The following is a 19,958-nucleotide window of genomic DNA, read 5'->3' on the forward strand; positions in this document are numbered from 1 at the left end:
CTTTCCAACACAGCGGCTGCCAAACAATAATGCGATGCATCAATCCATTCACATCACTGGATAATAAGCCAAAAACAGCCCAGAATCCCGGCAGTTTCACCGCTTTTTCCCCAATTTTCCCTCTAATTCGGAAAAATCCGGCAACTAATCCTGTTGGATATCATGAACAGGAATCCGCCTGCTGGTCACCCCAGCGACATCTCCGTATCCACCAGCGCCCGCCGCACAAGTTCGGCCATCGCCGCGCGCGCCGCGTCTGCATCGCCCTCGGCAATGGCGTCGTACAGGAGCTGATGGTCGGGCAACGGGTCGCGCGGCAGCCGGCGCTTGCGCTGCTTGAAGATCGTCGTCCACCCGACCGCGGCCGCGATCGAGCTCGACAATGTCGTCAACGGCTCGTTGCGCGTCGCCTCGAGGATCAGATGATGGAAGGCCTGGTCAGCGGCCCGCCCTTCGACGGTGGTCAGCCCATGCCGCGCCATCTCGCCGAGCGCATGCCCAAGCGCCGACAGTTCGCGGCCGGTCCGCCGCTCCGCCGCCAATGCCGCCGCGGCGGGCTCGACGATCATGCGAAGCTCGAACAGGCTGCGGATGAACGCCTCGCTAGGCTCCCCTTCGAACATCCATTCGAGCACATCGGGGTCGAGCAGGTTCCACCGGCTCCGCGCGCTCACCTGCGTTCCCGCCTTGGGCCGGCTTTCGACCAGTCCCTTTGCGGCCAGCATCCGCACAGCCTCACGGTACGCGCTGCGCGAGACATGCAGGGTCTCCGCGCATTCGATCTCCCCGGGCAGGGTGTCGCCCGGCTGGTGCGCGCCGGTGACGATCGCCACGCCCAGATCACGCGCGATCGACGCGTGGATGCGCCGCGCCTTTGGCGTGGCGGCCTTCATCGGGCGGGCGGGGTCATGTATTTCCATCCAGCCCTACAGCACCCGCACGCCGACATCGCGCGGCTTCTCGATCGCAATCGGGTTGCGCGCCGGCAGCCGGAAGGGCGGTGCCGAGATCTCGAACACATCCCCCTCCTGAGTCGTCACCCCTTCGGAGAAGGACAGGGTCGCTGTCCCGAAGAAGTGGACGTGAATGTCGCCCGGCTGGCAGAACAGGTCATATTTGAAGTGATGATGTTCGAGATTGGCGATGCTGTGCGACATGTTCGCCTCGCCCGTCACGAACGGCTTCTCCCACAGCACCTCCCCGTCGCGCAGGATCCGGCTGGTGCCGCGCACGTCCTGAGGCAGTTCGCCGAGCAGCAGTTCCGGCCCCAGAGCCGCCACGCGCAGCTTGGAATGGGCAAGCCACAGATAATTGCCGCGCTCAGTCACATGGTCCGAGAATTCATTGCCGATCGCAAAACCGAGCCGCGCCGGCACGCCATCGTCACCGATCATGTAGATGCCGGCAATCTCCGGCTCCTCGCCCGCATCAAGCGCGAAATCGGGCGACCTGAGAGTGGCGCCAGGCGCGACCAGCGAGCAGCCATTGCCCTTGTAGAACCATTCGGGCTGCGCACCGGCCTCACCCGCTTCCGGCTTGCCGCCCTCGACGCCCATCAGAAACATCCGCATCGAATCGGTCTGTTCGTTGGACTCAGTCATGGAGCGGTGCATCTTGTCGCGGCCCTCGGCCGAGCCGAGATGAGTCAGGCCAGTCCCCGTCAGCGCCAGATGCGCCGGGTCCTCATGGTCGATCGGCGGCAACAGAGTCACCGCGTCGAGATCGACCTCGCCCCCGTCCCCGGCCGCATCGACCTGCGCGACGAGACTCGTCCCTGCCGCCATTGCTGCCCGAGCCAATTCCCGCACGCTCTCGATCCCGGCAAGGCGACGCGGCGGCTCCATATAGCGGAGCACGGCGACCCCGCGACCGGCACTATCCTCGAACTGGACCAACGACACTCGCATTTTCCGACTCTCCGCCTTTTCGCTTGTCCAATGATATATACTCGGACAATATAATGCCGATAGCCATCGAACGTGAGCGTGGCAAATCTGAGGGGATGGTAATGGTTGGCCTGGGACAAAAAGCGCGGTTCGCACTGTTCGGAGCATTGGCTTTGGCGGCGACCACAAGCGCTGTCGCGAAAGAGGCGACCGTCATCGTCCATGCCGACAAGCCCGGCCCCAAGGTCCAGCGCCAGATCTTCGGCCAGTTCGCCGAGCATCTCGGCACCGGCGTTTATGGCGGTCTCTGGGTCGGCCCCAAATCGTCGATTCCCAACACCAACGGCTTCCGCAACGACGTGATCGGCGCGCTCCGCGCCATCAAGGTGCCGTTGATTCGCTGGCCGGGCGGCTGCTTCGCCGACGAATATCACTGGCGTGAGGGTGTCGGCGCACCGGCAAAGCGTCCGGTCAAGGTCAACACCCATTGGGGCGGCGTCACTGAGCCCAATGCCGTCGGCACCAACGAATTCATGAACTTCTCCGAGCTGGTCGGTGCCGAGGCCTATGTCTCGGGCAATGTCGGCAGCGCGCCGCCGCAGGAAATGGCTGACTGGGTCGAGTATATGACCTCGCCGACCGCCTCGACGCTCGCCAATGAGCGCCGCGCCAATGGCCGTAAGGAACCGTGGAAGCTCCCCTATCTCGGCCTCGGCAACGAGCTCTGGGGTTGCGGCGGCAATATGCGGCCGGAATATGCCGCGGACGTCACCCGCCGCTACGCGACCTTCGTCAAGGCGCCGGCCGGTACGCACATCATGAAGATCGCAAGTGGCGCCAGCGACGAGAATTACAACTGGACCGAAGTGATGATGCGCGAGGCCGGTCGGCAGATCGACGGCATCGGCGTCCACTATTACACCGTCGGCGAAAGCTGGGCGCACAAGGGCTCGGCGACCGGCTTCGACGAGACCTCCTGGGCGCGCATTCTGTCCAAGACGCTGAAGATGGACGAATATATCACCAAGCACAGCGCGATCATGGACAAATATGATCCCGAGAAGCGCGTGTGGCTCGCGGTCGACGAATGGGGCACCTGGTATGATCCGGAGCCCGGCACCAACCCCGGCTTCCTCCAGCAGCAGAATTCGCTGCGCGACGGCCTTGTCGCCGCGATCAACCTCAACATCTTCACCCATCATGCCGAGCGGGTGAAAATGACCAACATCGCCCAGATGATCAACGTGCTGCAGGCGATGGTGCTGACCGACGGACCCAAGATGGTGCTGACGCCGACCTATCACGTCTATCACATGTATATGCCGTGGCAGGATGCGACCGAGCTGCCGGTCGATCTCGCCGGCCCGCGCTATGACAAGGACAAGTTCACCATGCCCGCGCTGAACAGCTCGGCGGTGCGCGCAGCGGATGGAACCACGCATGTCTCGCTCGTCAACCTCGATCCGAACGAACCGATGACGGTGACGCTGAAGGTCGACGGCAGCACCGCGACCATGCTCAGCGGCGAGGTGCTGACCGCGGACCAGATGGATGCGCATAACAGCTTCGACAATCCATCGTCGCTCAAGCCGCGCGACATCGCCCAGGTTCCGGTGAGCAACGGTACGGTCACGCTGACCCTGCCGGCGAAATCGGTGACGGTGGTGGCACTGCGGTGAGCGAAGTCGAAGTGCTCCCCATCGCCATTATCGGCTTTGGCAAGATCGCGCAGGACCAGCACGTCCCTGCCCTTCGCGCTGATCCGCGCTTTCAGCTCGTGGCGACGGTCGATCCGCATAGCGAGCTCGAGGGCGTGGCTCACTACCGCGATGTCGAAGGGTTGCTCGCCGCCGATATCGGCGTGAAGGCAGTTGCGATCTGCACGCCGCCATCGGTGCGCAACATCGTCGCGCKCGCGGCGATCGCGGCTGGCCTGCATGTCCTGCTCGAGAAGCCTCCGGGCGAGACKGTCGACGAGGTGATCGAACTCCAAAGACTGGCGGACGAGGCCGGCGTCACCCTGTTCGCTGCCTGGCATTCGCGCGAGGCGGCCGCCGTGGACAGCGCGCGCGATTGGCTTTCGGACCGCGCGATCGATGCAGTGCGGATCGCCTGGAAGGAAGATATCCGCGTCTGGCATCCCGGACAGGAATGGATTCTCGAGGCCGGCGGCTTCGGCGTTTTCGATCCCGGCATTAACGCGCTGTCGATCCTCACCCATATCCTGCCGGAAGCGCCGGTGCTGGTCTCGGCAAGGCTGTCGGTCCCACGCGGTCGCGCTTCCCCGATCCTCGCGACCATGGAACTGCGCTCTGGCAATGTGCCGGTATCGGTCGATCTCGACTTCCTGCAAGAGGGTCCGCAACGCTGGGATATCGAGGTCGATACGCCTGACGGCCCGCTCGTCCTGCGTAACGGCGGTGCCACGCTGTCGATCGCCGATGGACCGGATGCAGCATCGCTCAACAGCGAATATCCGCGACTCTATGCACGCTTCGCCGAACTGATCGCCGCGGGTGAAAGCGATGTGGATCTTTCGCCGCTACAACTCGTCACCGAGGCGATGGCGGTCGGCGAGTATGTCGAGACCGATCCTTTCGCCTTCGAGCGTGGTACTGTCTGAACGACGCAGCGCGTGACGCGTGAATGAGGAGAGTGCGCATGAGAGCAATCGCGGCCCTTGGTTTCATCGGGGCGTTGGCGCTGTCGGCGCCTTCCTTCGCACAAACTGTACCCGCCGCGCCGGCCAGACCTCCGGTCGGCCAGGGTGAGAATGGCGACTGGGCCAATATCGCCCGCTATCGCGACGCCGATCAGCCATTGCTCGCGACCGTGGACCCTAAGCGGGTGGTGTTCATGGGCGATTCGATCACCCAGGGCTGGGCGCCCCAGCCTTTCATCAAGGACAATGCGAGCTTTGTGGGCCGTGGCATCAGTGGCCAGACGACTCCACAGATGCTCGTCCGCTTCCGCAGCGACGTGGTCGCGCTCAAGCCAGCCGTCGTCCACATCATGGGCGGCACCAACGACGTCGCGCAGAATACCGGCCCTGAAACGGCGGAGGAGATCGAGGGCTATGTCTCCGACATGGTCGAGATCGCACAGGCGAACGGCATCAAGGTCATTATTGCCTCGATCCCGCCCGCTATGGATTTCCCCTGGCGGCCGGGTATGGCGCCGGGGCCCAAGATCCAGACGCTAAATGTGTGGCTGAAGGCTTATGCCGCGAAAAAGCATCTCGTCTATGCCGATTACTGGCCAGCAATCGCCACCCCTGAGGGCGCGATGAAGCCGGAGTATTCGAAGGATGGCGTTCATCCCAACGCCGAGGGCTATGCAGCGATGGCGCCAATAGCGCAGGCGGCGATCGCCGAGGCTCTTCGGCGGTAGCGCCTCCTTGGCGAGGCGGGCCTAGGGCGCCACCCGCCCCATTTGGCGATCAGCCCAGCCGATGAAATACTTCATGTTGGGCGCGTCGGTATGTCCGCCATCATGCTGGCGCCAGGCAAGCTGACCGTCCAGCAATTCAGTCCCCTGCGGCACCATCACAGCATTGCGATAGTCGTTCCCTACCCCGAGGTCCTTCGCGCCAAGCAGCTTCCACACCGATCCCGCCGCGACCGTCGCCATGAAGCTCCCCTGCTGGTCGAGCCAGTTGGCATCGCCCTTTTCGGGCAAGCCATAGCTGATGAAAGTCAGGCGCGGCGCGCACAGCGCGATCAATTCATGCGAGTCGACCGGGAGATCGCCAGCATTGCGGCTGCCGAAGCGCGATTCCGAGGCGCCGTACTTCATGAAATTGCCCGCCATCCAGTGATACTCACCAGTGCCGGTCAGGCTCTCGACCGCCTCGCCGAAATTGCGGCGGTGCGGCTTGGCCCCGCCCTCGCCCGACGAGCCGACCAGCACCATCGCGAAACGCTGGTCGAACGCCATGGTGATCAGCGCCGCCTTGCCATAGCGCGAGACACCCTCGATCCCGACATGCTTCGCATCCACCGACGGATCGGTCTCGAGATAATCGAGCGCCCTGCTTGCACCCCAGCCCCATGCGCGCAACGCACCCCAATCCTCCGGCTTGCGCGGCCCGCCTTTGTTGACGAGGCCAATCACGCCGCTCCTGAGGCCGGCGCCATTGTCAGCCTGGATGCTCGATGGATCGAGCAAGGCCACGCCCCAGCCATCCGCAACGAGGGCGCTCACCCGCTCATCGCTCGGCGGTGCCGGGAAGAAGCTCGGCGGATGAACGAACTCGAACCCGGGATGCGCCTTGAACGCCGCCGCCAGCGAGGGATCGCGCGCCACAAGCTCGGCTTTCATCGCGGCATCGATCCGCGCGGACTCGTCCGCACTGGGCTGGCTAGGTGCCGGATAGCGCGCGGCGCCGAACATGATCAGCAACGGCACCGGTCTGGTCGTCTCTGCCGGCGCCAGCAGCGTCATCCGGATGCCGACGTCGATTGCCGGATAGGCCGCGTTGTCGACATGGCCGATCAGCTGTCGCGCAACCATGCGCTTGCCGGCGATATACTCATTGTCTGTGCTGACCACCGACCATGTCACCTTCGGCGCATTGGCGGGTACGCGCCCAACCACCTCGCGCTCGAACGCCTCGACGATCTCGGGCCGGCGCTGCTTCCACCAAATATCCGCGCTCGTCACCTTGCGGCCATTGTCGAGCGTGAGGACATCGGGCCAGTTGGGGAACGGGTTGGCCTTGGCGGGATCATAATTGGCGTGATCAGGCGCCTTCTCATTGCCACTCGGCCCAGGACGCAGCTTCGTGATGCCGAGCTGGTCCATCATCTGCTGATGATCCTGCTCCGCGGTGATCGGCGCCGTAACCGATGATTGCGAAAGGGCCGGCGCGGTGACGACAAGTGCCACCCCGGCAAGCAGGGGCAGAGAGCAGCAGGCCCGCAGCGCGGCTTTCATCGCATTCCCCTCACAGTGAGCGCGATCCGCGCCTCACATCCTATAGGATATACGGCGGCTATGGGGATTGCCAACAGGCTATTGCAGCGGCGGCCGATGCCTCCCCTTATGCTCCTGCAGAATATCGCGCTTCATCGGCGCAAGCTTCGCGAGAAACCGGTTCTGTGCAAAGAACGGCACCTTCTCCGCCCGCATCGCAGCCTGCAGATTCTCGACCAGCGCACCCATGTCCACGGTCTGGATGCCCATGTCCCTATGGGCGTCCTTCATCGATCGGCCGGTATAATCGCACCCGCCGTTCAGGACGTAGCAGAAGTGCAGCTTCAACATGCGGCGCAGCCGGACGATGTCCTGCTTGTCGAAGATTTCCCTGATCCGCTTGTCGCGCAGGTTGCGATCGACAAGTCCGTCGGCGATGCGATCGATGCCAGCGCGGCCATGGAATGCGTTGAGCATCGCCTTGCCGGTAAAGGGTGTTGCATCGGCATTGGCATTGCTCTGGACATAGGGATCGACCGGAGTCTCACCGGGAGGAACGTCCTGGAGCGCAGCGGCGGCGGCGAGCGCGAGAATGAGCATTGATCGTCCTTCAGAAACTGCCCTGAATCGACAGGAAAGCGCCGCGCTGACGCTCCACCGTCGCGATATTGCCGAGATCGACCCAGGCGGCCGTCAGTGCAACGTGCCGTGCGACCGACCAGGCCGCGAACAGATCATAGGTGTCGTCCTCCTCGGCGAAACCGAGATTGTCCGGCCTGGTGCGATATTCAGCGCCGACCAGCAGCCTCCGCGTCAGCAAAATGCCGGCCGAGCCTTCGAATTCCGGCTGATATTTGGCATTCAGATCGCCGCCAAAGCCGAGCAGTCCAAGCTGGTTCGCCTTGGTGATGCGCACCGTCGCGTTCAGCACCAGGCTGCGCGACAGCAGGACTTTGGTCGCCGACGCAAAGACATCGGTACCCCTGCTTTCCTTGCCACCGACCGCGGCGATGATCGGACCCTGATTGGCGCGCTTGTGCTGCACGCCGATCGAGATCTGCGGCATCACCCGATCCTGATCATAAACCGCATCGCCGATCAGGCGGAGCTTCGCCCCGAACACGTCCTGGGCGAACGCGAAACCGTGGCCAAGGCCAAGCATCGCGCCGACGCTGCGCGTATCAAAGCTCTGATGCGCATAGGAAAGTTCGATCCGATTGCGAAAGCCGATCGCCGCGCCATAGCTGGTCAGATCGAAATCAGGGAGCGCGATATAGGTCGCGTGGGCGGTGCCGCCGATGCCTGCCTCGGTCTCATCACCAGCGATCACGGCCCAAGTCGCGAGGCCGCCGCCCGCCGCTCCCTCAATGCTCGTGACGCCCCCGGTCAGGAGCAGCTTGCCGCCGTCGCGCCATTCCTCGGCCATCGCCGATTGGGGCAATATGGATGTGGAGATAGCGAGCGCGAGGAAAAGACATCGGATCACGAACCACTCCATTTCGGAAGAGATCGTGAATTAGACGTTTACCCTTAGAATAGCGTAAAGATCGCCTTCAGAACTTGAATACGAGTTCGTGCTAAAGCCGCCATGAATGCGGATGATTCCAGCCCTGTCTTGCGCCCTGTTGGTGCCCGCGTCTCTCAACGCGGCGACCGTCGATATCACCGTGCACAGCGCCAACGGCAAGCCTCTCGCAGGCGCGGTGATCATGATCGACACCCCTGGAAAATCGACGACGCCGATCCACTTCAGCTGGGGCACTGAAATGGCCCAGCACAATATCGCGTTTGATCCGCATGTCCTGATCGTGCCGGTGGGCTCGACGGTAACCTTCCCCAACCGGGACAAGGTTCGCCACCACGTCTATTCCTTCTCGAAGGTGAGATCCTTCAACCTCAAGCTCTACGGACGCGAAGCGGTGCCGAGCGTGACGTTCGACAAGACCGGAATCGTCTCGCTTGGCTGCAACATCCATGATGCGATGAGCGGCTTCATCATGGTGGTCGATACGCCTTATGCGGTGCAGACCGATGCAAGCGGCCATGTCCAGATCTTGGGTGTACCGGCTGGCGGCGCAACCATCCGACTTTGGCATCCCTCAGTGCGGGCACCGGGGAACATGCTCCAACAAGCGGTCACCGTCGCGCCGACCGGCTTTGCGATCGCCTATTCGGTGCGCGGCAAATGAGGCTGGCCACGCTTTGGAAACTGGTGACGCCGCCTTATGCTTTCTCTCGCCTCGGCACTCGGCTCGCAATTCTCTACGCAGCGCTCTTCACGCTCTCGCTGATCGGCGTCGCGGTCGTCGCGCAGATCATGATCTGGAGCCACGCCCGCGAATCGGTGCGTGCGGAACTCGCCACCAGCGGGGCAGTCTATGATCGTATCTGGACGCTGCGGGCAAAGTCGCTCGCCGGCTCGGCGGAGATACTGGCGCGCGACTTCGGCTTCCGGACGGCAGTCGCGAGTGGTGACCGCCCAACGATCGAATCCGCGATCGGCAATTTGCGTGAACGCGCCGATGTCTCGAATGCGTTTGTCGTCGATCCGGCCGGCGATGTGCTGGGCAATGGGCCGTCGGATCTGCGCGCAGCTGTTGCAAAAATCCCGTCCGACCTACCGGACGGCCGCAAAGACGCAGTCATCCAGACCACCGCAGGCGTCTATCGGTTGATCGTCTCGCCCATCCTCGCGCCGACCGAGATCGGCTGGGTTGTCTTTGCCGTTCCGCTCGATGCGCGTGAAATGCGCGCGCTCGAACATCTTTCCGCGATCCCGCTGACCGCGACCATTCTGCATCGTGACGCGAACCGCCATTGGGTATCGGGAGACGGCACCATCAATCCCGATCCGGATCTGGATAGTCTGGTCGAGCAGAGCACGGGGGCGAAGGATGCGGCGCCGGCCACGTTGCGCCTGCCGCAGGGCGCTGCCTTTGCAGTGGCGCGCCAGCTCGATGGACGCGGTAGCGAGCCCGAGACCGCCCTGCTGCTGAGCTATGCGCAGAACAAGGCACTCGCATCCTATTCGTCGCTCGAGCTTGGCATCGCGCTTGCGGGCCTGCTTGGGATTGTTCTCGTCGTGATCGGCAGCCGCCGCCTCGCCAACACTATCGCCCGCCCGATCGCTGCGCTCGACGCCGCCGCCAGGGCGCTCGAGGAAGGCGCCCGCGCAAGGGTGACAGTCGAGGGGTCGGACGAAATCGCGCGGCTGGCGGAAAGCTTCAACCTGATGTCGGCCGGCATCGCCGAGCGAGAGCGCCGCATCATTCATCTCGCTTTCCACGATACGCTGACCGGCCTGCCCAACCGGACCTTCTTCCGTCAGCAGGTCGAAGCCGCCCTGATGCGCGCCAACAAGCGCGACGAGAAAGTCTCGGTGCTTTGCATCGATCTCGATAATTTCAAGGGCGTCAACGATACGCTCGGCCATGCAATCGGCGATGCGCTGCTCCGGGACGTCGGCAACATGCTGATCGAGATCGCCTCCGACGGGATCGTCTCGCGGCTCGGCGGTGATGAATTCGGGGTGATCCTTGCCGATCGAGCCGATGAAGATCGCCCCCGCGCCCTTGCGCAGGCGATTCTCGACCGGGTGCGCGAGCCGTTGCGGGTCGACGGCCACATCGTCCCCTTGAGCGTAAGCATCGGCATCGCGATCGCCCCGGCGGACGGCACTGATGCGGATGCCCTTCTCAAGAGTGCAGACCTCGCCCTGGACCATGCCAAGCAGGACGGCCGCGGCATCTTCCACTTCTTCGAGCCGGCGCTTGATGCCGCCGCGCGGAAGCGCCGCCAGCTCGAACTCGATCTGCGCGAGGCGCTCCAGACCGGGCAGTTCCGCCTCAATTTCCAGCCGATCTTCGATTTGAAGACGAACCTTATCGATGGCTTCGAATCGCTGCTCCGCTGGGAGCACCCAACCCGGGGCGACGTCACGCCGAGCGAGTTCATCCCGGTTGCCGAGGACCTTGGGCTGATCAGCGGCATTGGCGAATGGGTATTGCACGAGGCCTGCCGCCATGCGGTCGGCTGGCCCGATCATGTCCATGTTGCGGTCAATGTCTCGCCGCTCCAGTTCCGCAGCACCGGCTTTGCGAACATCATCTTCCAGGCGTTGTCGCGCAGCGGCCTCGCGCCCTCCCGGCTCGAGGTCGAGATCACTGAGTCGGTTTTCCTCGAAGACGAGACCTCCGTCGTCACCCTGCTCCACCAGTTGCGCAGCATGGGCGTTCGCATCGCGCTCGATGATTTCGGCACCGGCTACTCGTCGCTCAGCTATTTGCGCAGCTTCCCGTTCGACAAGATCAAGATCGACAAGAGCTTTGTGAACCGCATCGCCCTCGACATGAGCTCGGCCGCGATCGTTCACGCCATAGTCGACCTCGCGACGGCGTTGCACATGGAAACCACCGCTGAGGGCGTCGAGGACAGCGATCAGCTTGCCTGCCTGCGCGACCAGGGGTGCACAAGCGTCCAGGGCTTCATCTTCAGCGCAGCGGTCGAGGGAAATCAGGTGCTCGACCTGCTCGGCAAGCGGATGACCGCTGCCGCCTGACGCTCCCTTGAAAGTCGGGCGCCGAACGGGGCAAAGGCGGTCCTCAGCCTTTGTTGTCGCATTCTGAGGAGAGACCCATGCCGCTTTACGCCATCGAGGGAAAACAGCCGGTGCTCGGCGCTGATGCATGGGTCGCTCCCAGCGCCGATGTGATCGGCGATGCCCATCTCGGCGACGAAGCGAGCGTCTGGTTCGGTGCGGTGATCCGGGCGGACAACACGCCGATCATCGTCGGCGCGCGCAGCAATATCCAGGAAGGCGCGATGCTGCACTCCGATCCTGGCGCACCGCTGACGATCGGTGCCGGTTGCACGATCGGCCATCACGCGATCCTTCACGGCTGCACGATCGGCGACAATGTGCTGATCGGCATGGGCGCGACAATCCTCAACCGCGCCGTGATCGGTGACGGCTGCCTGGTCGGCGCCGGGGCGCTGGTGACCGAGGGCAAGGTTTTCGAGCCTGGCTCACTGATCGTAGGCAGTCCCGCCAAGGCGATCCGCACGCTCGATGAGCAGGCGCTGGCTGCACTCAAGATCTCGGCGGCGGGCTATGTGGCGAAGAGCAAGGCCTTCGCCGATGGGCTGACGGTGGTTGGGTAGCGGTTCCTCCCCGGCACGGGGAGGGGACCATTCGCTTCTTCAGCGAATGGTGGAGGGGCTTGGAGCGCGGAACACCTGCCCCGCGCTCCAAGCCCCTCCACCGCGCAAGAGCGCGGTCCCCCTCCCCGAGCAAGCTCGGGGAGGAATTAGCTGCCCGCCACCCACTTAGTCACATCTGCGCGCATGCGGTCAGCGCTCTGCCGCCGGACGCCGATAACCGCGAGCGCCCGCTTTGCGCCGCCCCGTGATGCCTCGGGCAGGTTCTTCTCGGCAAAGGCGGTGATCTTGTCAGGCATCGCCGGATCATTCGATCCCTGGCCCAGCCCGACGATGAACCCGGCGCGCGTACTCGTTTCCAGCAGGCCGTTGACCAGATCCATATTCGCGACCGCGAAATCGAACGCCATGTCCGGGTGCCGCCCGGCGATCGACCGGATCAGGCTCGCCTTTTGCGGCGCGGTGAAATCATCGGTTTTCAGCAGGCCGAGCGCCCGCTGCGCCAAGGCGTCGTTGCGGGCGGTGCCGAGCAGGCGCACATAGCTGTTCCTGATCACCGGGTTCTTCTCGGCCTTGGTCGTCGCAAGCAGTGCCTCCCATTCGACGGGAGTCGCATTGGCGGCATAGACACCGAGGATCGGCGTGCGGATAGCGGGCGGGATTGCGTTCGGGTCAGTGGCCAGCGCGGCGAAATAGGCGCGCGCCTTTGCCGCCACTTCGGGGTCACCGCTATAGCCAAGCCGGCTGACCAGGGCTTCTCGCAGATTGGTGGCCAAAGGCGACTCGTCCGCCCGGGCCTCGAAGCCAATCCGCTTCATCACCGGCGACAGGATCGCAATAGTCCGCGCATTGAGCTGCGCTTCGAGCGGCGTGCCTTGATAAAGCCCCCTCAAGGTCCCGAGATTGCCCGCGATCACATCCCAGGCGAGCGGGCTCGCATCCAGCGGCACCGCCCCCAAATCAGCGAAATAGGCGTCGACTGACTGATCGCCGCTCATCGCCAGCGCGAAATCGTCGCCAAGGGTACCGAGCTGGTCCGTCAGCTCCAGCTTGGTGAAGTCGCGGACCAGCGCGGCATGGCTGGCCGGGTCGTACATCACCCGGGCATAGCTGCCCTTGTCGCGGTTGAGCACGATCGTGCCACAACCAGCGACTGAAACGCTGTTCACCGCCGGGCCCTGCACGATCGTCCGGGTCACAGGGCCACCGACCACGCCCAGCGTCAGCGGCACCCGCCAGGTCAGCGGTTTTTTCGAAGGCTCGTCATAGCCGAACCGGCCCTGAGTCAGCGTCGCGGTGGTGGTGCCGCCCGCGCAGGTCGCGCCGGTCAGCGTCACCAGCGGCACGCCTGGCTGCAGCGTGAAATCATGCGCCACGTCCTTGACCGGCTTGCCCGCGGCGAGCGCCAGCTCGGCCCAGAGCTGATCGGTATCGGTGTTCCCATATTTATATTTCGCCATGTAGCTGCGGATGCCCTTGCGGAACACGTCCGCCCCGAGCGTCGACTCCATCATGCCGATGACGGCCTGGCCCTTCTGATAAGTGATGCCGTCAAACGCCTCACCAAGCTGATCGACGGTCTCGACATGGCGGATGATCGGATGAGTCGCAGCCGTCCCGTCAAAGCCAAGCGCGCCCTCGCGATCCTCGGCCACCGCGGTCGCCTTCGCGTCCCAGGTCGGGTTGAGGTCGCTGCTCGTCTTGTTCTCCATCCACGAGGCGAAGCCCTCGTTGAGCCACAGATCGTCCCACCATTTCATGGTGACGAGATCACCGAACCATTGATGCGCCATCTCGTGCGCGACCACAGTGTAGATCCGCTCGCGGCCGCTCTGCGTGGCGCGCTTGGGATCGAACAGCACCTCGGGCTCGAAATAGAAGATCGCGCCCCAATTCTCCATCGCGCCGAAGAACTGGCTCGAGCCCGGGCCGGCGATCATATCGAGCTTGGGCAGTGGATAGGGCTGGCCGAAATAGTTGTTGTAATAGGTCAGCAGGCGCTTGGCCTGGCTCAGCGCATAATCGCCCTGATCGACCACGCCGCGCCGGGTGATGATGCCGATTTCGGTCTTGCCCGCCATCACCGTCTTGCGCTCGACATCGCCCATGCCGAGGAACAGCAGATAGCTTGACATGGTCGGCGTCTGCTGGAAGCGATAGAGCTTGGTGCCGTCAGCCTGCTTCGTCACCTTCGCTGCGGGCATGTTGGAGAACGCAGTCTGGTCGCCAGGCGACACGGCGCTCAGCGTGAACTTCGCCTTGAACAGGGGCTCGTCCCACATCGGCGCGAAGCGGCGTGCATCGGGCGCCTCGAACTGGGTCGCCAGCATTCGCGCCTTGGAGCCGTCGGCATTGCTGTAGTCGATCGCGAAGAATCCGGCGGACGTGGTGTTGATCTTGCCGTCCCAGGCGAAGGTCATCACATGCGTGCCGACCTTTGCCGCCGCCGGCAGCTTCACCGTCATCTGCTGCGTGGCTTCGTCGAGCGTGAAAGGCGCGCTTTTCCCGTCGAACGTGACGCTGCTCAGCTTGAGCTCGGCGGCGTTTAGCGTGATCGTGCTGGTCGCACGCCTGACGTTGATCGTCACTGTCTCGGTGCCGCTGAAGGTCATCGCCTTGGCATCGGGCTTGATGGCGATGTCATAAGCGAGCGGCGCGACCGCGTCGGGCAATTGACCGATGGCCAGCGCCGGCGTGGAGACACCGAGCAACAGCAGCGTGGAGAGAACGAGCTTCATGGGAGAGGAACTCCGAAAGACGGATATAGTATGAAAATATACTATATCGTGATGTAGTGCGCTCATAAGGCGTTCCCGCCCGGACGCAATATGTCGGCAGGTAGACAGATATTTCGGTTGCGCTATGAAACGCACCCATGAGCCTTCCGCCCTTGTTCGATCGCCTGCGCCTGCCCGTCATCGGGTCGCCGCTGTTCATCATTTCAGGTCCMGAGCTGGTGATCGCGCAGTGCAAGGCGGGAATCGTCGGTTCCTTTCCAGCGCTTAACGCCCGGCCCGCGGCGCTGCTCGACGAATGGCTGCATCGCATCACTGAGGAACTCGCAGCGTACAACCGTGCGAATCCGGATCGTCCCGCCGCGCCGTTTGCGGTCAACCAGATCGTCCACCGCTCGAACGAACGGCTCGAGGCGGATCTCGAGACCTGTTCAAAATGGCAGGTGCCGATCGTCATCACCTCGCTCGGTGCGCGCGAGGATCTGAACCAGGCGGTGCACGGCTGGGGCGGGATCACTCTTCACGACATCATCGATGATCGCTTCGCCCGGAAGGCGATCGAAAAGGGCGCTGACGGGCTGATTGCCGTCGCGGCTGGTGCCGGCGGCCATGCCGGGCGGCTCTCTCCTTTCGCGATTATCCAGGAGATACGGCAATGGTTTGCCGGGCCCCTGGCGCTATCGGGCTCGATCGCGACCGGTGACGCAGTGCTCGCCGCCCAGGCGATGGGCGCCGATCTTGCCTATATCGGCTCCCCCTTCATCGCGACCGAGGAGGCCAATGCCGATCCGGCCTACAAACAGGGAATCGTCGAGGGCAAGGCAGCCGATATCGTCTATTCGAACCTCTTCACCGGCGTGCACGGCAATTATCTGCGCGGCTCCATCGTCGCAGCCGGAATGGACCCCGACAATTTGCCCGAGGGCGATCTCAAGACGATGAATTTCGGCGGCGGCAATAGCAGCAAGGCCAAGGCCTGGAAGGATATCTGGGGATCAGGCCAGGGTATCGGCGTGGTCGACCGGATCGAGCCGGTGGCGGTGCGGGTCGATCGGCTGGAACGGGAATATAAGGCAGCGAGAGCGCGACTGGCGCTTTAAAACGCCATCGCCAGCCGCTCGAACATCGATCGTGCCGGGCTCGGCGACACTTCTTCATCGCTTTGCGCATTATCGAGCCGCTCGACGCGGCGGTACAGCTCAGTGCTCGCCGCGATCAGCCCCTGGGCGGCCGGCGGCATCGCTTCGACCGCATCCATATCGCTCACAGGCGCCGGCCCAAGCCGCCGCGATGGGTCGAGCGCCTCACGCGGCGCCATCTCGCCGCAATCAACTGCGCGCTGAGTCAGCAGCCAGGCGATGACGTGCATCAGCCGCGTCGTCACCTTGAGCGACTCGCAGGAGAAACACACCCTCGACATCGGATCGAGCGAATCGCGGTCGTGCCGGCCACGCTGATCGAAATAGCCACGCGCCTCATCGGCGAGCAGCATCGCATCGACATAGAGCGTATCAATCAGTCGGCGATGGATCCGTGAGTCGCTCATATTTCCTCCATGCCGGGTCAGAGTGACATAAAGTTTGCGTTAACCCTATAGGCTTGCGCCTTGTTTTTCAGGGCGTGCGCGTCCCAATTAGGATCATGCTCGAAACGAGTTCCGGAATTGGCCGGTCATCAGGCGATAATGTCCGGAATCAGCTGATCCTCGAGCATCGATATCTCGTCGCGTAGCCGCAGCTTCCGTTTTTTCAGCCGCGCAAGCTGGAGCTGATCCTTCGAGCTGGTTTCGAACAGGGCAGCGATCGCTGAGTCGAGGTCGCGATGCTCGACCCGCAATATCTCCAGGCGCTTGGCGATTTGGCTTTCGTCCATCGGCTCCCCGTTCACATCCGGCCTTAGGACACAGCGCGACAAAATGCACCAGCCGCCCACCACAAAAGCGGGCTATCGCAAAAAATGCATCGGCGTGTCGATTGTGCCCCCAAAACGGGAAGACAATTCACCATTCGCATGTTTTACTCCGACCCCCGTCCAGCAATGTAGGAGGAATGCTTCCATGCAGACTGCGCATTTCACGGCTCTCGAAGCCAAGCATGCGGTCCTAGACCGCAAGATCAGCGCCGAGTCGCAGCGACCATTGCCTGATACCGCAGCGCTAGCGACGCTCAAGAAACTGAAATTGCGCGTAAAGGAGGAAATGTCGACGCTCTAGCAGCGCACGGCGAGCCTCGCGCGGCGACGCCGCGCGGGGCCTACGCCCGATCGACCGCCTCACATCATTTCTGAAATTTCCCGAGTCGACTCGGATCAGCGAAGCGGCAGGATCGGTTTCACGAAGACCGGAGTCTTGCTGCCAGTCCCCACGGGCTTGCGCGCCAACATCGGATCGATCACGCGATCGAACGCAACTCCGACGCGCCCGGCGGCTGACCAGGCGACCTTGCCCGGAACCCAGCCAATTCCCCTGACATCGAACTCGACCTGAAGGCCGAGCTCGAGGCCGTTGGCGATTTCGGCCATCAGCCCGCCCGCGGAAAGATTCCGCACGCGCACCTGAGTGACATCCGTTGATCCGGTGACGCGGAAATCCGCCATCAGGAAAAGGCTGTCGCGGGCCTCGTTCCGATTATGTGCGGCATCGTCGCCAGTCATGGCGCTGAAAGGGTCTTGGGCAAATTGGTCCATCGCGTCTGCTCGAACGACCTCCGTTGGGCCGGCGATAGCCGCACAACCGTATCCAATCGCTTAATTGGACGCACAAAAAGAACTATACTCAATCTTCGCGAGATATTTTCTCATGTCGCTCGTGGCGCTCCTGCGCCTCGACCGTCATCGTCGCGATCGGCCTGGCTTCGAGACGAGCCAGCGAAATCGGCTCGCCCGAGACTTCGCAATAGCCATATTCGCCTTCCTCGATTCGGCGCAGCGCAGCGTCGATTTTCGAGATCAGCTTGCGTTGCCGGTCGCGCGTGCGGAGCTCGATCGACCAGTCCGTCTCGCTCGAAGCGCGATCCGTCAGGTCGGCTTCGCGCAGGGAATCGACCTGAAGCTGCGAGAGCGTACCGGCCGCCTCTCGCAGAATCGCCTCTTTCCAGCCCTGCAGCTTGTCGCGAAAATACGCCAATTGACGTGGATTCATGAAGGGTTCTTCGGCACTCGGCCGATAGCCATCACCCGTGCCGCCCACGGGCGGCTGAAACTTTTCGGATTCGTCCAATCGATTCAAGACCGTCGCCATCCCACTCTCCCGCCAGCCGCTTGGGCGCTTTCGCGCCTCAGGGCTGTCCCGTTCCCGATGCGGGCCTATAACCGCGCCGCCCCCGCACCACAAGCAACCCCGCAACCAAAGTGTTGCCGAATTGGCAGAATCGCCCTTAGCCCATTCTATCTTGCACTTTCGTGAACCGACGCGCCGCGCCGTGTTCAGCCGGGCAAAGTGTTAACATGAGCCCCCGTAGTATCCCCCTATTAACCATAAATCCGTTTCATCCTGGCACATTAACCATGACAATGGTCGGGTCGGGTACMGATTTTAGACAAAGTCAGGCCAAAGTTGGGTTAACGCTCTTGAACTTAATTCTTTGTTCGGCACTTTGCGGAATAGCGGCGAATAGCTGCTGTAAACCACGGATCCGACGCATGAAATCAGCGTCGGCAACGAAAGAGTGACATAATGTCGGTGCGGATGGCCTTGGCTAAACTATGTGCCTGCGCATGCGGCGGCGCCCTGGTGGGCGGCGGCGCGGTGCATGTCGCTGAAGTTTCCCACACACGTCACGTTTATGCGCAACAAACCCGGCGGGTCGTTCACCGCACGGTGGCCAGGCCTGCGCGCCAGGTTCGCCGAGTCGTGACCCAGACGAAGGCGGTCTGCCCGCCTGCGGTCGTGACCCTAACCAGCCAGGGCGCACCCATTCCGCTTCCTCCCAGCTATGGCGGAGCCGGCGAGATGGCTGGTGGTGGTGGCGGCGGTGCCGCTGCGGTCGTCGGCGGCAGCGGCGGTTATGGCGGCGGCGGCGGATTTTTCGCGGGCGGCTTCTTCGGCGGCGGCTCTTCGGGCGGCAGCAGCGGAATCATCATTTCCTCGACCTCGAGCGGCGGCTCGACCAGCTCAAGCGGGGGATCGACCTCGACCGGCGGCTCTTCCACCTCGACGGGCGGCTCCTCGACCTCGAGCGGCAGCGTATCGAGCACATCGTCGACCGGAGGCTCGTCTTCGAGCACGAGCACGGGCGGCTCTTCTTCGAGCACGTCCAGCGGCGTCTCCTCGAGCACGTCCAGTGGCGTGTCCTCCTCTACCTCGTCGAGCACCTCGAGTGGTGTCTCCTCTTCGTCGAGCACATCGAGCTCGTCGAACGGCTCGAGCACGAGCACGTCCAGCTCATCCAACGGATCGAGCAGCAGCAATTCCTCGGCAAGCTCATCCAGCAGCTACGGCTCGAGCAGCCATGGCTGGAGCACCAGCAGTGGCTGGAGCACGAGCAGCGGCTGGAGCAGCAGCGGCCATGGCAGCACCGGATCGACCGGTGGCTCACCGGCTCCCGTCCCTGCCCCGCCGATGGTTTTGCTGTTCGGCGCTGCAGCTGCAGCGCTGGTTGCACGCAAGCGCTTCTCGAAACCGGCCGCTATCGCCGCCTGAGTCGCATTACCGCGCAGCCTTGATCGCCGACTCGATCTCCGGGATCGGATGATTCGTGAGGTCCTTGTCCAGCTCGCCCGCGAGCCGCGCGCTCACCTCGCTGTGATAATGTTTGCGCAGCTCGCCCAATGTTCGGGGCGGGGCGACAACGATCAGTGATTCGAACTCGTTCGATAACGCACGGCGTTTGAGGAGATCGGCCGCCTCAGCGGCGAACCGATCCTCCTCGAGCTGATGAAAGTCGGTTTCCTGCATTGCACTGCGCGCCGGACTGAACTGACCGCCCTGGCCGCGCCCCGCCTGACCGCCGGCATAGCCGACCGGCTGCCCATGCCCCGACTGGCTGCCGCCGCCCCAGGCGGACGAACTGCGGCCGGCCGCGTCCGATTTCTGATCGCGGTCCTTTGGGTTGATATGCTCTTCGCCATATTCGACAACGAGGTTCGGATATTCCTCGTCGCCTTCATTGCGCAGGAACAGCAATTTGCGGCCATCGGCGACCAGCACGGCGGCGTTGTGGGGAATCTGCATGATCGACCATCCTCTCCGATATGAAGTCGGGAAGGATAACGCCTCGGCAGCACGACGGGTTGCGCGCGCGCCGGGCCGCCGCCATAGCCTGCCGCC

21 protein-coding genes are annotated in these 19,958 nt (G+C 63.3%); 8 read left to right on the forward strand and 13 right to left on the reverse strand.

Features of this window, described 5'->3' with window-relative positions; genetic code table 11:
* Nucleotides 1–185 precede the first annotated feature (185 nt).
* Both AC1DVS_RS18970 and araD1 read right to left on the reverse strand, forming a co-directional pair.
* A complete protein-coding gene (locus AC1DVS_RS18970; protein WP_478025482.1) occupies nt 186–893 on the reverse strand; it encodes a FadR/GntR family transcriptional regulator in 708 nt (235 codons plus the stop codon).
* Nucleotides 894–926: 33 nt separating this feature from the next.
* Nucleotides 927–1,907 (reverse strand): AraD1 family protein, encoded by a 981-nt coding sequence (gene araD1 / locus AC1DVS_RS18975; protein WP_478025483.1) that lies wholly within the window; start codon nt 1,905–1,907, stop codon nt 927–929.
* Between the two features lie 101 nt (nt 1,908–2,008).
* Here araD1 and AC1DVS_RS18980 point away from each other — a divergent pair, with 101 nt between their 5' ends.
* From AC1DVS_RS18980 to AC1DVS_RS18990, 3 genes are read left to right on the forward strand one after another with little or no spacing between them, the layout of a single operon-like run.
* A complete protein-coding gene (locus AC1DVS_RS18980; protein ID WP_478025484.1) occupies nt 2,009–3,565 on the forward strand; it encodes an alpha-N-arabinofuranosidase in 1,557 nt (518 codons plus the stop codon).
* A complete protein-coding gene (locus AC1DVS_RS18985; RefSeq protein WP_478025485.1) occupies nt 3,562–4,509 on the forward strand; it encodes a Gfo/Idh/MocA family protein in 948 nt (315 codons plus the stop codon). Before AC1DVS_RS18980 ends, AC1DVS_RS18985 begins: the two co-directional genes overlap by 4 nt.
* Nucleotides 4,510–4,547: 38 nt before the next feature.
* Complete coding sequence (locus AC1DVS_RS18990) at nt 4,548–5,276, forward strand: GDSL-type esterase/lipase family protein (RefSeq protein ID WP_478025486.1); 729 nt, start codon at nt 4,548–4,550, stop codon at nt 5,274–5,276.
* Nucleotides 5,277–5,297: 21 nt separating this feature from the next.
* Here AC1DVS_RS18990 and AC1DVS_RS18995 read toward each other — a convergent pair whose 3' ends face one another.
* The 3 genes from AC1DVS_RS18995 to AC1DVS_RS19005 form a co-directional block, all read right to left on the reverse strand.
* Entirely contained in the window at nt 5,298–6,821 is a 1,524-nt protein-coding gene (locus tag AC1DVS_RS18995) for a glucuronyl esterase domain-containing protein (protein WP_478025487.1), read from the reverse strand.
* A gap of 78 nt (nt 6,822–6,899) precedes the next feature.
* Nucleotides 6,900–7,400 (reverse strand): group I truncated hemoglobin, encoded by a 501-nt coding sequence (locus AC1DVS_RS19000; protein ID WP_478025488.1) that lies wholly within the window; start codon nt 7,398–7,400, stop codon nt 6,900–6,902.
* 10 nt (nt 7,401–7,410) lie between these two features.
* The gene (locus tag AC1DVS_RS19005; RefSeq protein ID WP_478025489.1) at nt 7,411–8,286 is read right to left on the reverse strand and encodes a DUF3034 family protein; all 876 of its coding nucleotides are present in this window, start codon (nt 8,284–8,286) and stop codon (nt 7,411–7,413) included.
* A 142-nt stretch (nt 8,287–8,428) separates the two neighbouring features.
* Here AC1DVS_RS19005 and AC1DVS_RS19010 point away from each other — a divergent pair, with 142 nt between their 5' ends.
* The 3 genes from AC1DVS_RS19010 (at nt 8,429) to AC1DVS_RS19020 (ending at nt 11,960) form a co-directional block, all read left to right on the forward strand.
* Nucleotides 8,429–8,989, forward strand: a complete 561-nt coding sequence (locus AC1DVS_RS19010) for a cupredoxin domain-containing protein (RefSeq protein ID WP_478025490.1) — start codon at nt 8,429–8,431, stop codon at nt 8,987–8,989.
* Complete coding sequence (locus AC1DVS_RS19015; RefSeq protein WP_478025491.1) at nt 8,986–11,358, forward strand: bifunctional diguanylate cyclase/phosphodiesterase; 2,373 nt, start codon at nt 8,986–8,988, stop codon at nt 11,356–11,358. The genes AC1DVS_RS19010 and AC1DVS_RS19015 overlap by 4 nt, the downstream gene beginning before the upstream one ends.
* Nucleotides 11,359–11,435: 77 nt before the next feature.
* A complete protein-coding gene (locus AC1DVS_RS19020; protein WP_478025492.1) occupies nt 11,436–11,960 on the forward strand; it encodes a gamma carbonic anhydrase family protein in 525 nt (174 codons plus the stop codon).
* Between the two features lie 146 nt (nt 11,961–12,106).
* On the opposite strand, the gene AC1DVS_RS19025 is transcribed toward AC1DVS_RS19020, so the two are convergent.
* The gene (locus AC1DVS_RS19025; RefSeq protein ID WP_478025493.1) at nt 12,107–14,695 is read right to left on the reverse strand and encodes a M1 family metallopeptidase; all 2,589 of its coding nucleotides are present in this window, start codon (nt 14,693–14,695) and stop codon (nt 12,107–12,109) included.
* Nucleotides 14,696–14,832: 137 nt separating this feature from the next.
* On the opposite strand from AC1DVS_RS19025, the gene AC1DVS_RS19030 reads away from it, so the two are divergent.
* Complete coding sequence (locus AC1DVS_RS19030) at nt 14,833–15,792, forward strand: NAD(P)H-dependent flavin oxidoreductase (RefSeq protein ID WP_478025494.1); 960 nt, start codon at nt 14,833–14,835, stop codon at nt 15,790–15,792.
* On the opposite strand, the gene AC1DVS_RS19035 is transcribed toward AC1DVS_RS19030, so the two are convergent.
* Together AC1DVS_RS19035 and AC1DVS_RS19040 are read right to left on the reverse strand one after the other, a co-directional pair.
* Complete coding sequence (locus tag AC1DVS_RS19035) at nt 15,789–16,238, reverse strand: DUF1465 family protein (protein WP_478025495.1); 450 nt, start codon at nt 16,236–16,238, stop codon at nt 15,789–15,791. The genes AC1DVS_RS19030 and AC1DVS_RS19035 overlap by 4 nt on opposite strands.
* Nucleotides 16,239–16,366: 128 nt before the next feature.
* A complete protein-coding gene (locus AC1DVS_RS19040; protein ID WP_478025496.1) occupies nt 16,367–16,564 on the reverse strand; it encodes a YdcH family protein in 198 nt (65 codons plus the stop codon).
* Nucleotides 16,565–16,748: 184 nt separating this feature from the next.
* Between AC1DVS_RS19040 and AC1DVS_RS19045 the strand changes: the two genes are divergently transcribed.
* The gene (locus AC1DVS_RS19045; protein WP_478025497.1) at nt 16,749–16,904 is read left to right on the forward strand and encodes a YdcH family protein; all 156 of its coding nucleotides are present in this window, start codon (nt 16,749–16,751) and stop codon (nt 16,902–16,904) included.
* A 95-nt stretch (nt 16,905–16,999) separates the two neighbouring features.
* Here AC1DVS_RS19045 and AC1DVS_RS19050 read toward each other — a convergent pair whose 3' ends face one another.
* The 5 genes from AC1DVS_RS19050 to AC1DVS_RS19070 all read right to left on the reverse strand — a co-directional run bounded on the left by AC1DVS_RS19050 (nt 17,000) and on the right by AC1DVS_RS19070 (nt 19,862).
* Nucleotides 17,000–17,377 carry a PilZ domain-containing protein gene (locus tag AC1DVS_RS19050; RefSeq protein ID WP_478025498.1) on the reverse strand — a complete coding sequence of 126 codons (378 nt, stop codon included), beginning with the start codon at nt 17,375–17,377 and terminating at the stop codon, nt 17,000–17,002.
* Between the two features lie 88 nt (nt 17,378–17,465).
* Nucleotides 17,466–17,930: an RNA polymerase-binding protein DksA gene (dksA, locus tag AC1DVS_RS19055; RefSeq protein ID WP_478025499.1), complete on the reverse strand. Its 465-nt coding sequence runs from the start codon at nt 17,928–17,930 to the stop codon at nt 17,466–17,468.
* A gap of 764 nt (nt 17,931–18,694) precedes the next feature.
* Nucleotides 18,695–19,099 (reverse strand): hypothetical protein, encoded by a 405-nt coding sequence (locus AC1DVS_RS19060; RefSeq protein ID WP_478025500.1) that lies wholly within the window; start codon nt 19,097–19,099, stop codon nt 18,695–18,697.
* Nucleotides 19,100–19,123: 24 nt separating this feature from the next.
* Nucleotides 19,124–19,297, reverse strand: a complete 174-nt coding sequence (locus AC1DVS_RS19065) for a hypothetical protein (protein ID WP_478025501.1) — start codon at nt 19,295–19,297, stop codon at nt 19,124–19,126.
* A gap of 40 nt (nt 19,298–19,337) precedes the next feature.
* Nucleotides 19,338–19,862 (reverse strand): host attachment family protein, encoded by a 525-nt coding sequence (locus tag AC1DVS_RS19070; RefSeq protein WP_478025502.1) that lies wholly within the window; start codon nt 19,860–19,862, stop codon nt 19,338–19,340.
* Between the last annotated feature and the right edge of the window lie 96 nt (nt 19,863–19,958).

This window comes from Sphingomonas sp. P3_C5 (assembly GCF_056402635.1).

Bases quoted from the DNA above. Each gene is read 5' to 3' on its own strand.
- AC1DVS_RS18970 (WP_478025482.1), bottom strand. From the start codon at position 893: ATGAAGGCCGCCACGCCAAAGGCGCGGCGCATCCACGCGTCGATCGCG.
- araD1 (WP_478025483.1), bottom strand. From the start codon at position 1,907: ATGCGAGTGTCGTTGGTCCAGTTCGAGGATAGTGCCGGTCGCGGGGTC.
- AC1DVS_RS18980 (WP_478025484.1), top strand. From the start codon at position 2,009: ATGGTTGGCCTGGGACAAAAAGCGCGGTTCGCACTGTTCGGAGCATTG.
- AC1DVS_RS18990 (WP_478025486.1), top strand. From the start codon at position 4,548: ATGAGAGCAATCGCGGCCCTTGGTTTCATCGGGGCGTTGGCGCTGTCG.
- AC1DVS_RS18995 (WP_478025487.1), bottom strand. From the start codon at position 6,821: ATGAAAGCCGCGCTGCGGGCCTGCTGCTCTCTGCCCCTGCTTGCCGGG.
- AC1DVS_RS19000 (WP_478025488.1), bottom strand. From the start codon at position 7,400: ATGCTCATTCTCGCGCTCGCCGCCGCCGCTGCGCTCCAGGACGTTCCT.
- AC1DVS_RS19015 (WP_478025491.1), top strand. From the start codon at position 8,986: ATGAGGCTGGCCACGCTTTGGAAACTGGTGACGCCGCCTTATGCTTTC.
- AC1DVS_RS19020 (WP_478025492.1), top strand. From the start codon at position 11,436: ATGCCGCTTTACGCCATCGAGGGAAAACAGCCGGTGCTCGGCGCTGAT.
- AC1DVS_RS19025 (WP_478025493.1), bottom strand. From the start codon at position 14,695: ATGAAGCTCGTTCTCTCCACGCTGCTGTTGCTCGGTGTCTCCACGCCG.
- AC1DVS_RS19035 (WP_478025495.1), bottom strand. From the start codon at position 16,238: ATGAGCGACTCACGGATCCATCGCCGACTGATTGATACGCTCTATGTC.
- AC1DVS_RS19040 (WP_478025496.1), bottom strand. From the start codon at position 16,564: ATGGACGAAAGCCAAATCGCCAAGCGCCTGGAGATATTGCGGGTCGAG.
- AC1DVS_RS19045 (WP_478025497.1), top strand. From the start codon at position 16,749: ATGCAGACTGCGCATTTCACGGCTCTCGAAGCCAAGCATGCGGTCCTA.
- AC1DVS_RS19050 (WP_478025498.1), bottom strand. From the start codon at position 17,377: ATGGACCAATTTGCCCAAGACCCTTTCAGCGCCATGACTGGCGACGAT.
- dksA (WP_478025499.1), bottom strand. From the start codon at position 17,930: ATGGCGACGGTCTTGAATCGATTGGACGAATCCGAAAAGTTTCAGCCG.
- AC1DVS_RS19070 (WP_478025502.1), bottom strand. From the start codon at position 19,862: ATGCAGATTCCCCACAACGCCGCCGTGCTGGTCGCCGATGGCCGCAAA.